General features: G+C 57.0%; 19 protein-coding genes. 11 read left to right on the top strand and 8 right to left on the bottom strand.

Features of this window, described 5'->3' with window-relative positions; genetic code table 11:
• Window positions 1-11 precede the first annotated feature (11 nt).
• From guaA to QVF59_RS09845, 3 genes are all read left to right on the top strand, one after another.
• On the top strand, window positions 12-1589 hold the full coding sequence (guaA, locus tag QVF59_RS09855) for a glutamine-hydrolyzing GMP synthase (protein ID WP_287879291.1): 1578 nt from the start codon (window positions 12-14) through the stop codon (window positions 1587-1589).
• Between the two features lie 552 nt (window positions 1590-2141).
• Entirely contained in the window at window positions 2142-3107 is a 966-nt protein-coding gene (locus QVF59_RS09850; RefSeq protein WP_159875294.1) for a hypothetical protein, read from the top strand.
• Between the two features lie 34 nt (window positions 3108-3141).
• Complete coding sequence (locus QVF59_RS09845; RefSeq protein WP_287879287.1) at window positions 3142-3780, top strand: hydrolase; 639 nt, start codon at window positions 3142-3144, stop codon at window positions 3778-3780.
• A 69-nt stretch (window positions 3781-3849) separates the two neighbouring features.
• On the opposite strand, the gene QVF59_RS09840 is transcribed toward QVF59_RS09845, so the two are convergent.
• Entirely contained in the window at window positions 3850-4620 is a 771-nt protein-coding gene (locus tag QVF59_RS09840) for a glycosyltransferase family 2 protein (RefSeq protein ID WP_287879285.1), read from the bottom strand.
• A gap of 366 nt (window positions 4621-4986) precedes the next feature.
• On the opposite strand from QVF59_RS09840, the gene QVF59_RS09835 reads away from it, so the two are divergent.
• Genes QVF59_RS09835 through QVF59_RS09825 form a run of 3 tightly spaced genes read left to right on the top strand, consistent with a single transcriptional unit; the run spans window position 4987 to window position 5983 of the window.
• Window positions 4987-5301 carry an ElaB/YgaM/YqjD family protein gene (locus QVF59_RS09835; protein WP_159875291.1) on the top strand — a complete coding sequence of 105 codons (315 nt, stop codon included), beginning with the start codon at window positions 4987-4989 and terminating at the stop codon, window positions 5299-5301.
• Between the two features lie 15 nt (window positions 5302-5316).
• Complete coding sequence (locus tag QVF59_RS09830; RefSeq protein ID WP_287879283.1) at window positions 5317-5703, top strand: phage holin family protein; 387 nt, start codon at window positions 5317-5319, stop codon at window positions 5701-5703.
• A 1-nt stretch (window position 5704) separates the two neighbouring features.
• A complete protein-coding gene (locus QVF59_RS09825) occupies window positions 5705-5983 on the top strand; it encodes a hypothetical protein (RefSeq protein WP_159875289.1) in 279 nt (92 codons plus the stop codon).
• Window positions 5984-6011: 28 nt separating this feature from the next.
• Here the strand turns inward: QVF59_RS09825 and QVF59_RS09820 are convergent, their stop codons facing one another.
• Complete coding sequence (locus QVF59_RS09820) at window positions 6012-6854, bottom strand: hypothetical protein (protein WP_287879281.1); 843 nt, start codon at window positions 6852-6854, stop codon at window positions 6012-6014.
• A gap of 224 nt (window positions 6855-7078) precedes the next feature.
• Between QVF59_RS09820 and tadA the strand changes: the two genes are divergently transcribed.
• The 3 genes from tadA to QVF59_RS09805 are packed head-to-tail and all read left to right on the top strand — an operon-like array spanning window position 7079 to window position 8905.
• Window positions 7079-7825 carry a tRNA adenosine(34) deaminase TadA gene (gene tadA, locus QVF59_RS09815; RefSeq protein ID WP_287879278.1) on the top strand — a complete coding sequence of 249 codons (747 nt, stop codon included), beginning with the start codon at window positions 7079-7081 and terminating at the stop codon, window positions 7823-7825.
• Window position 7826: 1 nt separating this feature from the next.
• Complete coding sequence (locus QVF59_RS09810; RefSeq protein ID WP_159875286.1) at window positions 7827-8483, top strand: L,D-transpeptidase; 657 nt, start codon at window positions 7827-7829, stop codon at window positions 8481-8483.
• Between the two features lie 5 nt (window positions 8484-8488).
• Window positions 8489-8905, top strand: a complete 417-nt coding sequence (locus QVF59_RS09805) for a DUF2721 domain-containing protein (RefSeq protein WP_159875285.1) — start codon at window positions 8489-8491, stop codon at window positions 8903-8905.
• A gap of 51 nt (window positions 8906-8956) precedes the next feature.
• Here QVF59_RS09805 and QVF59_RS09800 read toward each other — a convergent pair whose 3' ends face one another.
• Window positions 8957-9709 (bottom strand): class I SAM-dependent methyltransferase, encoded by a 753-nt coding sequence (locus QVF59_RS09800; protein WP_287879275.1) that lies wholly within the window; start codon window positions 9707-9709, stop codon window positions 8957-8959.
• A 314-nt stretch (window positions 9710-10023) separates the two neighbouring features.
• Window positions 10024-10485: a YaiI/YqxD family protein gene (locus QVF59_RS09795; RefSeq protein WP_159875283.1), complete on the bottom strand. Its 462-nt coding sequence runs from the start codon at window positions 10483-10485 to the stop codon at window positions 10024-10026.
• Between the two features lie 201 nt (window positions 10486-10686).
• On the opposite strand from QVF59_RS09795, the gene QVF59_RS09790 reads away from it, so the two are divergent.
• Window positions 10687-11835, top strand: coding sequence for a PP2C family protein-serine/threonine phosphatase (locus QVF59_RS09790; RefSeq protein WP_159875282.1), 1149 nt, complete (start codon window positions 10687-10689; stop codon window positions 11833-11835).
• A gap of 19 nt (window positions 11836-11854) precedes the next feature.
• Here the strand turns inward: QVF59_RS09790 and QVF59_RS09785 are convergent, their stop codons facing one another.
• The 3 genes from QVF59_RS09785 to QVF59_RS09775 form a co-directional block, all read right to left on the bottom strand.
• Window positions 11855-12550: a DsbA family protein gene (locus tag QVF59_RS09785; RefSeq protein WP_287879270.1), complete on the bottom strand. Its 696-nt coding sequence runs from the start codon at window positions 12548-12550 to the stop codon at window positions 11855-11857.
• A complete protein-coding gene (locus tag QVF59_RS09780; RefSeq protein ID WP_287879267.1) occupies window positions 12544-13422 on the bottom strand; it encodes an MBL fold metallo-hydrolase in 879 nt (292 codons plus the stop codon). The genes QVF59_RS09785 and QVF59_RS09780 overlap by 7 nt, the downstream gene beginning before the upstream one ends.
• 164 nt (window positions 13423-13586) lie before the next feature.
• A complete protein-coding gene (locus QVF59_RS09775) occupies window positions 13587-14810 on the bottom strand; it encodes a GGDEF domain-containing protein (protein ID WP_287879265.1) in 1224 nt (407 codons plus the stop codon).
• Window positions 14811-15187: 377 nt separating this feature from the next.
• Here QVF59_RS09775 and QVF59_RS09770 point away from each other — a divergent pair, with 377 nt between their 5' ends.
• Window positions 15188-16111 carry a LysR family transcriptional regulator gene (locus tag QVF59_RS09770; RefSeq protein ID WP_287879264.1) on the top strand — a complete coding sequence of 308 codons (924 nt, stop codon included), beginning with the start codon at window positions 15188-15190 and terminating at the stop codon, window positions 16109-16111.
• On the opposite strand, the gene QVF59_RS09765 is transcribed toward QVF59_RS09770, so the two are convergent.
• Window positions 16105-17046, bottom strand: a complete 942-nt coding sequence (locus tag QVF59_RS09765; RefSeq protein ID WP_159875277.1) for a GlxA family transcriptional regulator — start codon at window positions 17044-17046, stop codon at window positions 16105-16107. The genes QVF59_RS09770 and QVF59_RS09765 overlap by 7 nt on opposite strands.
• Window positions 17047-17093: the final 47 nt, after the last annotated feature.

Raw genomic sequence — 17093 nt, 5'->3', positions numbered from 1 at the left:
CAAGGACAGGCATGGACAAGATCCTCATTCTCGACTTCGGCTCTCAAGTTACCCAGTTGATTGCCCGCCGCGTACGCGAAGCTCACGTCTACTGTGAGCTTCATTCGTTTGACATGCCGATTGAAGAAATCCGTGCATTCGGCCCCAAGGCCATCATCCTGTCCGGCGGTCCCAACTCGGTATACGAATCCGACTATCAGGCCGACCCGGCGCTGTTTGAACTGGGCATCCCGGTACTTGGCATCTGCTATGGCATGCAGTTCATGGCACAAAGCCTGGGTGGCAAGGTGGAAGCCGGTGACAAACGCGAATTCGGCTACGCCCAGATTCAGGCCCGCCACCACTCCAAACTGCTGGAAGGCCTGCAAGACCATATCGACGACGCCGGCAACGGCTTCCTGGACGTGTGGATGAGCCACGGCGACAAGGTTACCGCCCTGCCGGCCGGCTTCCATGTCATTGCCGAAACCCCGTCCTGCCCCATCGCCGCCATGGCCGATGAAGACCGCGGCTACTACGGCGTGCAATTCCACCCGGAAGTAACCCACACCAAGCGCGGCACCGAAATGATCCATCGCTTCGTGCTGCATGTGGCCGGTTGCAAACCCAGCTGGACCATGCCCAACTACGTCGACGAAGCGGTGAAGAAAATCCGCGAGCAAGTGGGCGATGAAGAAGTCATCCTCGGCCTGTCCGGCGGCGTGGACAGCTCGGTCGCTGCCGCGCTGATTCACCGTGCCATCGGCCCGCAACTGACCTGCGTCTTCGTCGACCACGGCCTGTTGCGCCTGAACGAAGGCAAGATGGTGATGGAAATGTTTGCGCAGAACCTGGGGGTGAAAGTCATCCATGTTGATGCTACCGAACAGTTCATGGGCAAGCTGGCCGGCGAAACCGATCCGGAAAAGAAACGCAAGATCATTGGCGGCGAGTTCGTGGAAGTATTCCAGGCTGAATCCAACAAGCTGACCAATGCCAAGTGGCTGGCTCAGGGCACCATTTATCCGGACGTGATCGAGTCCGCTGGTGCCAAAACCAAAAAAGCCCACACCATCAAGAGCCACCACAATGTGGGCGGCCTGCCGGAAGACATGAACCTCAAGCTGCTGGAACCGCTGCGCGAGCTGTTCAAGGACGAAGTCCGTCAACTGGGCGTGGCGCTGGGCCTGCCGCACGACATGGTCTACCGTCACCCCTTCCCGGGCCCTGGCTTGGGTGTACGCATCCTGGGTGAAGTGAAAATGGAATACGCCGACCTGCTGCGCCAGGCCGATGCCATCTTCATCGAAGAACTGCGTAATACCGTGGATGAGAAAACCGGCAAGAACTGGTACGACCTCACCAGCCAGGCATTTGCCGTGTTTCTGCCGGTAAAATCGGTTGGCGTGATGGGCGATGGCCGCACTTACGACTACGTGGTTGCCCTGCGTGCCGTGGTCACCAGCGACTTCATGACCGCCCACTGGGCCGAACTGCCTTATTCCCTGCTGGGCCGCGCCTCCAACCGCATCATCAACGAAGTGCGCGGCATCAACCGCGTGGTTTACGATGTGTCAGGCAAACCGCCGGCAACGATTGAGTGGGAGTAAGCACGCTCCCGCGTTGATTGTGTGATAGCAATTGAATACAGCCGTCCTTCGGGACGGCTTTTTTATGGTCAGCCAAACCGGATGCCACGTAATATTCAATCAAGATACAGAGATAAAGTATGGCTATTGCCCGATTCAATGGGCGCTCATACGATCAGAAAAATCAGAACAATCACCAGAAACTGATTAGTTATCCCCCTTCAGCCCCACACTATTCTAAGCACTCATTTCACGTCTCACCAATCAAGGAGATGCCTCATGAGTGCTGCACAACATCAGGTCAATACCACTGCAGAGCTTGTTTCCACGCTTGCAGACCTTGCTGTGACACATATTCTCATCACCGCAGAACTAAGCGATGTTCCTACCCTGCATCTGCGCCCTGGTCAGAAGATTTCTGGCAACAACAAGAATGCAGCACTTCAGTTCCAGGCAGGAGTCGATGGAATATGCTTATCAACTGACAATCAGGTCAATAGCCTGAAAATTAAAACAGATACTGATCGCAGAGCAGTATTTAATGACAGCAGCGTTGTCAGCCTGGGTCGCATATTGCTGCAAAACCTCGACATCACCGGGGTGGTGCAGATACTGGCACGTGATCAGGTTCGTAGCGGCCATGTCGAAGCACACAATATCGATATCGAAATGGCCGATGCCCGCAGTTATGAGCAGCGCCCCAAGGGTTATGGTGTGGAGGTCATTCCTGGTGCCTTTACCCTATGGAATCAACAGCCTGATAGCACCGTTACCATTACCGCCGACATGACCGGCCTTGCCGCAGGTCGTCTAGGCGCACCGGTACGGGGCAGCGGCATTTTTGTCAGCGGGGCCGGCGATATCGGTGGCCGACTTGTTGCTCGGCGTCTGGAAACCAATGCAGTTTACAGCGATGGCGGTATCGCACCCGGCACCCCGGACCGCATTACCGGGGGGGTATTTACGGTTTATGGTGCCTTTGTTGACCGGGTAATCAATCATGGCCCGGTGGTAACTTATGGCCCCAACGATATGGTACTGGACAACTGGGGGGCCGTAGAGCAATGGATTGCCGAAGGTAAGGTGACTTCCTTTGGCGCCAGCGGCATCGGTTTTGTCAACTTCGGTACCATCGGTTCACTGCAGATCAATGCAGAGATTGAAACCTTCGGCCAAGGTGCACGCGGCTTCAATGTCTATACCGGGACCGTTCGTCAGGCTGAATTCGACCGCATCATCACCCATGCCGATGGTGCCGTTGGTATCCAGATCAGCAAACCGGTGGGCAGCATCAAGGTAAGACATGGCATTGAGACTTTTGGTGGTACCGGACAATCACTGGTCAAGGGGGTTGTTACTACCCTGTCTGCAATTGCTCTGAGCATCAAGCCTGGTGGCTCGGTGCAAAGGGTGGAAATTGCCGGGGGTCTCATTTGCCACGGCAATGGCATTAACCCGCTTGAAATGCATGGTGCCATTGAAACACTGGAAATCAGCGGTACAACCAAGAATACCAGTGGCGGTTTTGACCAGATCTGACATTTCCGACCCGACACTCAACAGGAAAACAGCCATGACAAGTGAAACCATCCGCGATGCCAAGACCGATCACCTGCTCACACCGCAAAATGCAGCGTTTATCATCATCGATTATCAGCCAGTACAAGTTAACTCGATTGCCTCGATGGATAGGCAATTACTGATCAACAACATCGTTGGCACCGCCAAAACTGCTGTCGCCTTTGGTTTACCGATTGTCCATACCACAGTCAATGTAACAAGCGGCCTCAACAAACCACCAATTGCACAACTGCGCCATGTCCTGAGCGACTACCCAACCTACGATCGCACCACGATCAACTCTTGGGAGGACATCGAATTTCGCCAGGCGGTGGAAGCCACGGGACGCAAAAAACTGGTGATGACCGCACTATGGACCGAAGCCTGTCTTACCTTTCCGGCACTGGATGCCCTGGCGGCAGGTTATGAAGTATATGTGGTGGCGGATGCGGTCGGAGGCACATCACGCACGGCACATGAAATGGCCCTGCGCCGGATTGAACAGGCTGGTGGCAAACTGATCAGTCTCACTCAGTTGCTATGCGAACTGCAGCGCGACTGGAAACGCACGGCAACTGTGCAGGACTTCATGGATATATTCATTCAAACCGGGGGCACCATGGGCATACAGCTATCTTATGACCGTGACTGACCCTCAAAGCAGCGAGCGGGTAAGTAATCCAACGGGCCATCCCTTGATGGCCTCAACCAGGCTATCCGCTTAGCTGCCCGGTGCAGTACGGAGCAATTGCAATGCCTTCTTGTATTTCCGGTGTGCAAACCGTGCGGCATAGAGACCAAGAATCAGGCCGACACGGCCATCTTTCCAGTTGCCACTCTTGACGTACCACTTGAAAAACGCACCAACCGGGCTGGTCCACTGCCGCAGGGCAAAGTTCTTGCGTGTATGCATGCGTGCCAGATCACTGGCATCCAGATTGGTGTACAAATCCAGCTTACGATTGATCTCCGCCATGGAGTGGAAAGTCTGGTGCTTGATCGGCAACGCAATCCGGCCACGGCTACGGTAGCCGACAAAGTCTTCATGCACCGCTTGCTCAGACAAACACACACGGTTTTTCTCGATGATACGCACCGGGTAATCCGGACAACCGACCGGATACAGAGCATGTACCTGCTTACCCATCACAATCCAGTCACGCTGGATGGCATAGGCATCGTGCTGAAACCCCTTCTGCTTGAGCTGCTGGATGTGGGCCACCAACTCCGGACTGGGGATCTCGTCGCTATCCAGGAAAAAAACGTGGTCATGGCGACATTGCTGCTGGGCAAAATCTCGCTGCTGACGAAAATCATCAAACTTCCGATACACCACTCGTGCGCCACATTGTTGCGCAATTTCTACCGTACGATCCTGGCTACCGCTGTCGACAACCAGCAGGTCGTCAGCCAAATCGGCTACTGCATGCAAGATGGCTTGCAGATATTGTTCACTATTGAAAGTCAGTACATAGATTGACAACGGCGTCATGTAATCTTGCCCATTCGGAAACGGATCTGCCTATGCTGCGGTCCCACCCAGCCATGTGGCACCTGGGCTTGCCATCAGCATCAAAGGCAGAGGGAGTGTGAATTTTCTGAGCATTATCCGGAATACGCGAAGCAGTAACAATTCATATCTTGTCATGCAAGCCAGGCTTGCTTCTCCGCACAGTCTAGTAAGCAATTAAGAAACCATCAGCCACTGTTGCGGCAGGGCAAATCACAATCCATTGGCAATTGACGCGCTGCAGTACCACTGATACGGTCAACAAGTGCCATGCCCGCATGGGAACCATCCGTTTTGCATTGCAGTCTGTATTTGTTTACCCGTTTCAATCTCACCGAGGAAATAACCATGTCCGAAGCTGCACTGAATCAGGAAAAAGAACAACTGCTGGATGACGTACGCCAGGTTTTGTCCAGTACCGAGGATTTGCTCGGCGCTGCCGGTGATGAAGGCGGCGAAAAGGGGCGCGAACTACGCAAACGTCTGAGTGAAAACATCAAGCTGGCCAAGGCTCGGTTGCTGGAGGCGGAAAAGGTCGTGGTCGGCAAGGCCAAAGTTGCCGCCAAGGCAACTGATGACTATGTACATGAAAATCCGTGGAAATCCATCGGCATTGCAGCAGGGGTAGGCTTTTTGCTGGGCATGCTGGTTTCACGCCGCTAAGCCGCTTTCCACCACATGCCCGATTCCACCAAGCGCCCGCCCCGCCCAGGCAGCATCAGCTCGCTGATGAGCGGGGTATTCTCTCTGTTGCTTACCCGCTTCGAGCTATTTTTGCTGGAAGCGGAAGAACAGAAAGACAACCTGCTGCTGAGCCTGCTGCTGGGCGGGCTGGCACTAATCCTGCTGCTGCTGGCCCTGTTGTGTGGATTGCTGCTGATTCTGGTGCTTACCCCTGAGTCATCCCGGGCACTGGTGCTGGGTGCACTGACGCTGCTTAGCCTGGCCGCTGCGCTGGGCTTGCTGTGGCATATGCGTCAGCGTGCTTATCGCAGCCCGGCACCGTTTGCCGACACAGTGGCCGAAGTCCGCAAGGACTGGACCAGCCTGAGCGGGAGAAGGTGACATGAAACCCCAAGACCGTGCCATCAAGAAGCAGCTGTTGCTGATGAAGGGCGAGGTGTTGCGCGTGAAGCTGACCCTGGAGCTGGAACAGCTGCGTCAACACCCGCTGGGTATGGCCGGAAAAGGTTTTATGGCCTTTACCGGCGGAGGTCGCACCGCCAGCCTGTTGTCCTCGCTGGCCAATATACTACCTTCGGAATCTGTACGCCGCTGGCTGCGCCGTGGCACCAGAATGTTGCTGATGTGGAAGCTGGTCAGTAAATTCTGGGCATCCCGTTGAAACAACTGGCGCGCACTATGCTTTTTCTTCAGGCCTGACCGTTTACGCCAGCACTGCCGACATCTACACCATTGCTGCCATCCGTACCGCTGCCGGCAAGTTCTACCTGCAGGTTCAGTTCTCCTTCGGCATTATTGCTGCCTCCGTTCAACATATTCGTGATAGCCGCCATATCCTTGCTGCTGTCATCCAGCCATTTTTTCAGCGACTCATCCTGCGTCTGTTGTTGGCGCTGTCGCAGCCACTGTTGAATGGCCTTGATACTGTTGATCAGCGTCTGCAACTCCATATTGCCGCTCAAGCCAGTTGCCACTCCGTTGCCAGCTGGCATATTGCCTGCATCCGCAACGCGGCTGGTGGATGCGGTATCAGTGCCGTCTGATGATTCTTTGTTTCCACTGTCCACTGCCATGGATTGCCCCGGAGTAGTCGCCGACGCGGAAGCGACATCCCCTGTTGCAGCAGTATCCGCACCGGTTTGCCCATTGCCGGCAGCAGCCATGCTCACATTCACCGTCATGCCCTGCGGCTGAGCCTGGCCGGTCGCATTGGCAACCATCTGCCGTAATTCAGCACTGATCTGCTTGAGCTGCATGGCAATGGCACGCAGGCCGGCTTTGTCCCGCCCCACCAGCAACAGCATCTGGCGCAGGTTCTTCACCCTCTCTTTCAGCATCTCCATACGACCGGCATCCAGCGGCTGATTGGTACTCTGTTTGCTGCTCTGGGCCTGCTTCTGCAGCGCAGCCTGTTGCTGCCGCCATTGGTTGAGGGCCTGCTGCAAGGACTGACTCAGCGCCTGACGGGTATTGTCCTGTACAGCAGGCGTCATTCCCGGCAACACCGGTGTATCCGCACTATTGGTCGCCATAGCCTGTCCTTTGCCGGAGGAGGCAGAGACCGGGGCATTATCTCTTGCATCGGCCCGCGCAAGACTCGGAGTCAAATACTGGATGGAAAGCATGCTGGCAGCTACCACAGTGATGTCTTTACCTGATTCTATCGGCATATTTGTTTGATTCTTTAACGCACTGCTATAGGTCCTGCCACCGAAAACGCTAAAATAGATAAACTACCCACTGCAACCCCGCTGCCATGCTCTCCCCCACCGACACCCTGCTTGCTACGCCTCCTCTGCCCCCAGCTGCAGTGCAATGGTTGCGGCAAATCGGCATCAATACGCGTGACCAGCTAGTGCAAAACGGCAGTGTGACCACCTTTTTGCAGCTGAAAGCAGCTGGCCACACGGCTACCCGGCGCTTACTGTTTGCACTGGAAGCTGCTGCGCGTGGTGTGCACTGGTCTCAACTGGGAGATGCGGACAGGGAAAGGCTGATCCAGATGCTGGCAAGCCATCCGCCCGTTGCCCTTCCTCCAGCAGCAGAAGAAATTGCCAGCTTCATGCAACAAGCCATGCAGCAGGCCAGCCTGGCGGCCGCAAGCGGGGAAGTACCGGTCGGGGCGGTCGTGGTCAGAAATGGGCAGATTATTGGCCGCGGTTTTAACCAGCCAGTGGGCTTGTCCGATCCATCGGCACATGCCGAAATGCAGGCCTTGCGCGATGCCGCCAGACATGCGGGTAATTACCGACTGGACGACTGCGATCTATATGTCACACTCGAACCCTGTGTCATGTGCAGCGGTGCCATCCTGCATGCCCGTATTGGCAGGGTGATCTTTGGTGCCAGCGAACCGCGTACCGGAGCCGCCGGCAGCGTACTGAACCTGTTTGCCATGTCACAACTCAATCACCATACGGCCATATGGGGTGGACAGCAGGCAGCGGCATGCAGCCAGCAGTTAAGTGATTTTTTTCGGCAACGCCGTGAGCAGGAGACATGAAATGGCACGAAGCTTGCTGGACAAGCTACGCACCGGAGCAAGCATCAGCCTGTTGTCACAGGCATTGCTGGCATCTCCTCCAGATGCAACAGATCCGGCGGCTTTTATTTTGCAGACAGAACAGGATGCCCCCTTGCAAGCCACCCGTGCCAATGCACGGCACTATGGCCAACCCTGGATTTTGGTTGGAATACGCAGCCAGTCGCTGATTCTGTTTGATGAATGGGGCCGTCAGCAGCAGCACTATATTGTTTCCACAGCACGACGCGGGGCCGGCGAACAGGCCAACAGCTACCAGACCCCGCGGGGCTGGCACCATGTATGTGAAAAACTGGGAGCGGGAGCCGAACCCAATACCATCATCTTTCGTCGCCGGGTAACTCCATGGAAGTACACGGCGGAGCTGCACCAGCAGTATCCGGAAAAAGACTGGATTCTCACCCGCATCCTGTGGCTGTGCGGCGATGAGGCCGGCCGGAATCAGGGGGGTAATGTCGACAGCTACGACCGAGCCATCTACCTGCATGGCGCAGGCGATCATGTTGCCTTTGGCACCCCTACTTCACTGGGTTGTGTGCGGATGAAGAATCCGGACATCATCCAGCTATTTGACCAAACGCCCAATGGCACAGATATTTTGATAGACGAGAATTCCTGAACATCATGCACGCAGCACTCAACCTCACCACACCAGCCTTGCTATTTCCCGCCATTTCGCTACTTTTGCTAGCCTATACCAACCGTTTTCTCGGCTTGGCCAGCATCATTCGCAATCTGTACACCGATTACAAGACAGAGCAGAACCCGAAGATCCTGCTGCAGATCGGCAATCTGCGTACCCGTATCCAGCTGATCAAATGGATGCAATTCCTCGGCATAGGCAGTCTGTTTCTTTGCAGCATGGCCATGTTCCAGATCTATACCGGCTGGCAGCAGCTGGGAGAAATGTCATTTGGCATCAGCCTGCTGCTGATGATTGCCTCCCTGGCCACCTCGCTGTGGGAATTGGTACGCTCGTCCGATGCGCTGAATATCCTGCTGTCCGACCTGGAAGCGGAATCACATCGCCAGCAAAAGTGAACACCAGCCGGATGTCGATGAAAAAAACCGGCAATGCCGGTTTTTTTTGACTCAGCCCGGCTTGCGGCCGGCAATGAAATGTAGCGGCATGTTGACCCGACGCACCAAGGCAGGATCTCCCCAGCCACGCAGCAGACGCTGGCGTGCATCATCCAGCACATGATGACCCAGGCTTTGCACGCACAGCTTGGTCGCCGACCAGGTGTGCAGATAACCCAGCAACTGCTCCAGATTCCAGTGCATGACAATCTGGTAGACCGGGGTAGCAATGGCAGGCAAGGGCATGCTGACGTCCCGGTAGCCATCCCACAGCAACTGGCTGCAACTGGACCAGAACGGTTCGATCACCGCACGGAAAAAGCGCATGGCATCATCCACTTCCGGCGAAACCTGAAACCAGTCGTAGCCCCATGCGGCAAACACGCCACCGGGCTTGAGGGTTCTTTCCACATGCGGCCAGAAACGCTGGAAATCGAACCAGTGCAAAGACTGGGCAACCGTGATCAGCTCAAATACGGCATCGCCATAGGGCGGATGCTCCACCGCACATTCCAGATACATGATATTGGCTGCCTGCTCGGCCGCATCAAGCTGGCTGTGGTTGATATCGCAGGCATCGACCCGGCCAAACAGGCGAGATAGCTGTACTGCCGCCTGACCGGTGCCTGTAGCGCAGTCCCAGGCACGTTGATGGCCGGGAACCGCAGCCTGCAACCAGCGAAACAGCATGTCCGGATATTGCGGACGGTAGCGCGCATATTGGTCTGACTGCAGGTCGAAGGTGGCAATGGCACGCGTATCCATGATTGGGCTCAAATGAACACTCACTCGGGTAAACGGTGCGCTGGACTATTCCGCGTCACCCCTTGGATGCAAGGTATTAATGATAATAGCATTGTGCATGCCATTTAATTTCAATTAATTTCTTTTGAAAGATAAAGTTTAAACAAGTCAAATAACTAATCACAAACCATAAGCAAGCAGGCTACATCAGCGGCATGGCACACATGTATTGTGATCATTGGTTTCTTATCGGCAGCAGCAGGCAATTCTTGTAGCTGCCTGTGTAACAGAGTGCAAACCGCATTGCCGCAGCAACTACTGCGTCCAGATGCGATTTACTTGCTGGCCTGACGGCGACGGGCAGCCAGCCATTGGTCCAGTTTACCGGCAAACTGTTGCCGGTCCGCCTGGCTGAATGGCGGAGGACCACCACTCTGGATACCACTGGCACGCATGGTTTCCATAAAGTCACGCATGGTCAGCAGACCGGCAATGGTTTCCCTGGAATAGGCTTCACCGCGAAAATTGACTGCAGCAACACCCTTGGCCAGCACTTCGGCAGCCAGCGGGATATCACCGGTGACCAGCAAGTCATCTGCCACACATTGCCGAGCAATTTCGGCATCGGCCACATCAAAACCCTTGGCCACCACGATGGCACGCAGATAGGGACTGGCAGGCAAGGCAGTCAGGCGATTGGCCACAAATACGGCCGATGTTGCCGTACGCTGGGCCGCACGGCAGATGATGTCGCGGATGACCGCAGGGCAGGCATCGGCATCAACCCAGATAGTCATGGCATGCGCTTTGACAAAAATGAAGGTGCGGCAAGCCTACAACAGTCCGGCTTGTCTGCCCATGTCAATCTGTTAAAGTCGACAGATTCATTACCAAGCTAATGGCATAAACTGTTCAGGCACTCTATAGTAGCCGGACATGCATATGCTTACGCTACAGGCAGGTATCCACCCTGCCCCTTCTCCCACAAGGTTTGTTGAATGACCCGCGCGCTGACTATTCTGGTTGCCGAAGATAGCCCGACCTCGCGTCAGATCCTGATCGACTACATCCGCCTGCTGGGCCACGAGGCCGTAGCCGTATGCAATGGCCAGGAAGCCGTGGATTTCTGTCAGCAACAAAGGCCGGATGTCATCTTCATGGATGTCACCATGCCGGTGATGGATGGTTTTGCCGCCACCAGCGCCATCCGGAGACTGTTGGGCGAACACTGGATTCCCATCATTTTCCTGACTTCGCTGACCGACCGCAGCCAACTGCTGCGTGGACTGGCGATGGGGGCCGATGATTACCTGACCAAACCGATAGATCTGGATATCCTGACTGCAAAACTGCATGTGCTGATCCGTATTTCGGACATGCAGCAGCGCATTGCACAGGATAGCGAACGGCTGGAAGCGTACTACCGCATCAATGAGCAGGAGCAGATGTTTGCCCAGATGGTGCTGGACCGCTTTACCCGCCGCGCCGAGCAGACACCGCCCAATATCCAGCAATGGCAGCGTCCGGCAATGAACTTCAGCGGCGATACCATCTGCATCCGGCGCAGCCAGCCGGGACTGGATCGCATCATGCTGGCAGACAGCACCGGCCATGGTCTGGCAGCAGCCATCTGCGGCCTGCCGGCGGTGGATACTTTCTTTGCCATGAGCGATCGCAATCTGCCGGTGCAGGAGATTGCCCGGACGATCAACCGCAAGCTGCATACCATCCTGCCTATTGGCCGCTTCGTGGCCGCGGCGCTGATCGAGGTGGATTACCAGCTACGCCGCATCGCGGTGTGGAACGGCGGCATTCCCTGTGCCATGTATGTAGGCAGAAATGGCGAGGTGCTGCGCTCTTTCGCCTCCAGGTCTCCTCCGCTGGGCATTTTGCCGGACAGTGATTTCGAATCCACGCTCGACTACTTCAGTTGGCAGGAAAGCGGTGCACTGGTCGTATGCTCGGACGGCGTGACTGAAGCCTACAATGCCGATCGCCACCCCTTCGGTCTGGACGGCATACTGGAGGCCATGCGCAAGGCCGGTTCGCAGGACATTCAGGGGGCGATCACCCAGGCAGTGAACCAGCATCTGGCCGGCAGCGAAAACCACGACGATATTTCTCTGGTGGTTGTACGCTGCCCCTGAAACCCCACCTGCCAGCTGGCTATCCTGGCAATCCGCAACCGTCTGCAGTGCAAAGTGATGCCTCGGTGGCCTCCCCACTCCCCAGTACGCCCTGCAACGCCGCAGTAAATGCTTGTGGCTGGCCCAGCCAGGGGGAAACGTCCACCCTCTGCAACTGACCATCCCGCTCCAGCAAAAGACTGGGAAAACCCTGCATGCCATATTGCTGCATCAAATGGCGGCTGTCTTGGATATGCAGCTCAGCCAGGCTGAGCTGCCGTTCCAGCTCGACAGCAAATCCAGCCGGATCCAGCCCTTGCTCCTGCGCTATCATCTGCAGGACTAGGGTATCGGCAATGCGCAGGCCGCGCTGGTAGTGTGCCCGCTGCAAGGCAGACAGCATGGCAAGTGCGGCCAAGCCCAGTTTTTCTGCCGCCAGAATGGCGGCAATGGGTGGAGTGGAATCGAATATCGCGCTGCCATCACGTAGCAGGCCGTCAAAATAGGCATCACCAAACAGCAAGCCGGTGATGCTGGCAATACGCTGGTCGTGCGGCATCACGTAATCGCGCAGGGCCGGCGTAACTGCCTGGCGACGGCTACCGCTCATCATGCCGCCGGCGTGCAGCGCCAGGTTAAGACCGGGCAGCGCCGCAGCAGCCTGCAACAGGGGTGATGCGGCATAACACCAGCCACACAGCGGGTCGTAAAAGTAATGCAGTGTAGTGTTTACCATTTCATTTCACCTTTGTTGACCTTGGCCCCGATCTCCAGCGACATCGCTTCACCAGCTTGGGGAAAAGCCTGCTGCATATGCTGGATCAGCTCCGCGCTAGTGGCCGAAACGGCCAGATTCTGTTCAAACTGCTGCAAATAACTGCGGGTGAAGCGGACACTGGCAAGGCCAGTGGGCGCATCGGCTGCCATGTGGCCGGGGATCACCTGCTTCGGCTGCAGCGCCTCCATTTCATTCAGCTGGCTGAGCCAGGCCTGGCGCTCCTGCTTGCTCTGGGTATCGGCCGTCCACACATGCAGGCCGGACACCACGCCGATATTACCGACAATCGCCTGGATGGACGGAATCCACACATAGCCGCGATGCGCCAGCAACCCGGAAGTACCGCGCACCTCGATGGCCTGCCCTTCCAGCGTCAGTTGGCTGCCCTTGAGTGGCTTGGGCAGGGTCAGCGGAGCCTGTGGTGCATTGGTGCCCATTTTCGGCCCCCAGAATGTCACCTTGCCAGCAATATTGCTCTTGATGCGCGCCAGCGTGGGGGCAGCAGCCAGCAACTCAGCCTGCGGGAAAATCTGCTTGAGCACGGTGGCACCAAAATAGTAGTCCGGGTCCGCCTGGCTGATATAAATGGCCTTCAGCGTCTTGCCACTATCCAGCACCCTGGCGGCAATACGGTAGGCATCGGCACGCGTGAAGCCACTGTCGATCAGCACGGCATCTTTTTCGCCGCTGACCAACACCGAAGTGACATTGAAGCTGTTTTCATCGGCCTGATACACCGATAATTTAAGCGCGTCCGCGGCCTGGGCAGCGCTGCCAAGCAGGCCGGATGACAGCAAAAGGGACAGGAAAACAGTAGAAGTGCGCGGCATGATCGGCTCCGGATGGCGCAGGGTAAAACCAGCGCCTGATTGATGATGGAGCGTACTTTAGCGCCAAAAATCGTGCAGATATATCCATTAAAACGCGCATGATTGTTTCAAAAAATGTACTAATTATTTGATCTGGCAGGGTGTCCAGGCCAAAGACAGCCTGATTAATTGGGCAGCGGCTGACAAGAATGCATGGTGACAATGCGGTTGCGGCCCTGCTTCTTGGCTTGATAGACAGCCGCATCCGCCGTACTCACCAGCCAGTCCGGCTTCTGGTTGATGCTGGCGTGTGCTGCCGCAATGCCGATACTGATGGTCACCACCTGGCTACACAGCGAGGATGGATGTGGCAGGGCCAGCGCTTCCACATCCTGACGAATCTGTTCTGCCAGCCTGCTGGCCTGCCCGACCGTGCTGCAAGCCAGCAGCAACACAAACTCCTCGCCACCATAACGTGCTGCACAGCCATTCACCGACTCCGCATGGCGGCTGATGACCTGCGCCACCCGGATCAGCGCATCGTCCCCCATCTGGTGCCCCTGGCTGTCATTGTATTTTTTGAAGTAATCGACATCGACAAACAACAAGGCAATATCGGCCTTGTTTTGCAGGCGGGACTCCCACACCGTTTGCAACTGCTGATCGAAATAGCGCCGGTTGAACAGGCCGGTCAGACCATCGGCAGTGGAAATCTGCTGCAAATACTTGAAGCCCTGCTGCAACTGGAGATGATCACGCTGCAACTCTTGCGCCAGCAGATAGCTGCGTCGCGCTTCCTTCTCCAGCTGGAACAAGCCCAGCAAGCCCAGCAGCACGCAGGAAATCACCAGAATGAAAATCAGTGAGCGGGTGGCTTCATCCAGAAAATGCCAGTCAAGCAGCACCCAGCCCAGATAGGACAGGCTGATGACACTGCTGTAGCAAGCCAGACGGAAGGGAATGCGCAGGCCGAACATGGTGAATACCAGGCACAGCATCACCCCGCCATAATAGTGCTGTGCCGTCGGCATGTGACTGAGGGAGAAAAACCAGATCAGGGCCAACACGCAAGCCGTGCTGACGCCCACCACAGACAGCTCGTACCAGCGGCGTACCGGAGCCCAGTAACTGCCGATGATGGAGATAGTCCCCATGCCAGGCAGGATCAGCCAGCGCCACAGCCAGATGCGGCCATAGGCATCGGCCAGATAAAACTTGTCCACCAGGCCATACAACATGAACACCACAATGCCGATAGCGCCAAACAGCCGGTATCGCCGCAAGCGTTGCTCGCAAGTCGCATGCAGATAAGCTTCTTCCAGCACGGGCGGAAAGGCCAGCTGATACCAGGGTTGCCTGTCGGCGGCAGCCAGTTCCTGCTCCAGCTGCGGCGAGGTTTTATCAGTCATCTTGCGCTTGTCGTTGCCATAGCAGCAGCAGGCCGGTGCCCATACGGTGCGGCTCCAGTGGTTTCCGGGCGGAGGATGGTGCTTTAAAACGGGCCGGAGAAATGCCCTGACTTGTAATTCACGCAGCAGTATAACGGAAATGCCGCCCGGTAAATCGGTGTAAATCCGCTTGGCAATACATTCGATGACAAATGAGCAAAAGCACGTCAGGCATGGCATTAAACATAGGAAGCAGCAGCCAGCAAGCATGTTTATACTGCGCAGCAGAGTATTTTCGACCGGAACCCGCCGCACGCCCATGCCTGGCCACGAAAGCGCGCAGCGGACGCTCAATCGCTTATCATGCAGCGCATGCACTCCAAGCAACAAGGATAACCATGGACCGGCTGATTGCCATGCAGGTATTTGTCGAAGTGGCGCGCCGTGGCAGCTTTACCGCCGCCAGCGAAGAGCTGGAGCTGAGCCGCGCCATGGTGACGCGCTATATCGCCGAGCTGGAGCACTGGCTGGGCGCGCGCCTGTTGCAACGTTCCACCCGCAAGGTGACGCTGACCGATGCGGGTACCAGTTGCCTGGCACGCTGCCAGCAGATGCTGGATCTGGCCGCGGAAACCCGCGAAGAAGTGGGCCTGCGCGATGGCCAGTTGCGCGGCCAGCTGCGCATCACTACCAGCATGTCCTTCGGCATGGCCCAGCTGGCCCCGGCCATCAGCGTTTTTCTGGCCGAACACCAGCAGATCCGCATCGACCTGCAACTGGGGGACCGCGCGGTCAACCTGATCGAAGAAGGCATTGATCTGGCCATCCGCATCACCAATGACCCGGAGCCGGGCCTGATTGCGCGCCGGCTGGCAGATTGCGCTTCGGTCATCGTGGCGGCTCCTGCTTATTTGGCGGAGCACGGCCAGCCACAGCAGCCCGCCGACCTCAGCCAGCACCACTGCCTGAGCTACAGCCAGTTTGGCCACAGCGAATGGCGCTTGCGCCGCGGCGAGGAAGAAGCCGTGGTCAAGGTGCATGGCCGGCTGAGCGCCAATGAAGCCGTGGCGCTGCTGCAGGCCTGCCGCCACGGTGCCGGCCTGGCCATGCAACCCTATTATCTGGTCAAACCGCTGCTACACAGCGGCGAACTGGTAGCCCTGCTGCCGGACTGGCAACCCGTCAGCCTGGGCATTTATGCGCTCTACCCTTCGCGCCGCCAATTACCACTAGCCATGCGCACACTGCTGGACTTCCTGCAGCAACGCTTTGCCCCCATCCCGCCCTGGGAACAGCCTGTTTCAGCGTCAGCTGCTCACTGAAAACTCTGCCGCCACTGGCTGGGCGACACCGCATAGCGCTGGCGGAAGTGATGACGCAAGGATTCGGGCGAGCCAAAACCCGTCAGCCGGGCAATCTGTTCGATATTGTGATCAGCGCTTTCCAACAGGCGCTGAGATAAGGCCAGACGCTCGTCCAGTAACCACTGGCTGACCGTGCGCCCCGTCAGTTGCCGAAAATGCCGGGTAAAACTACGCCGGCTCATCGCCGCCTTGTCCGCCAAGCTGTCCAGGCTATGCGGCTGGGCCAGATTAGCCCTGATCCAGTCCAGCAGCACCGCCAGCCGTGAATCACCGGCGCTGGCCGGCAGTGGCTGCTCGATAAACTGCGCCTGCCCGCCCTGACGGTGTGGCGGCACCACCAGCCGCCGCGCCACGCCATTGGCCAGCTCCGCCCCATAACGCTGGCGCAGCAGATGCAGGCAGCAATCCAGCCCGGCCGCTGTGCCGGCCGAGGTCAGCATCTGGCCATCTTCCACATACAACACCGTCGGGTCCAGCCGCACCTGCGGATAGCGGCGGGCAAAGTCATCGGCATAGGCCCAGTGCGTGGTGGCGGCACGGCCATCCAGCAAGCCGGCCTCGGCCAGCACATAAGCCCCCAGACACAGGCCGACAATCTGCACACCACGCGCCGCCGCCTGCTGCAGCGCCAGCAACAAGCGCGGCGGTACCGGGCGACCAGCCTGCCAGCTAGGCAGGATGATGATTTCAGCATCAAACAACGCTTCCAGACCATGCTCACAGTGGATGCTGAAACCGGCGCTGGTGCGCAGTTCACCGGCATCCGCGCTACAAACCCGCAAGTCGAATGCTGGCAGGCCGGGATGGGCATCGCCAAACACCACGCAAGGCACCGACAAGTGAAAGGGGCTGATCTGCGCAAAGGCGACAACGGCAATGACGGGGGCAGACATGGCGGGATGCCGAAGCGAAACAGAATTGGCCCGATCTTAACGCATTC

Source organism: Aquitalea sp. (genome assembly GCF_030150775.1).
Lineage (GTDB): Bacteria > Pseudomonadota > Gammaproteobacteria > Burkholderiales > Chromobacteriaceae > Aquitalea > Aquitalea denitrificans.
Note: the sequence above shows the minus strand (reverse complement) of the source record. Positions and strands in the feature narration are given on the sequence as shown.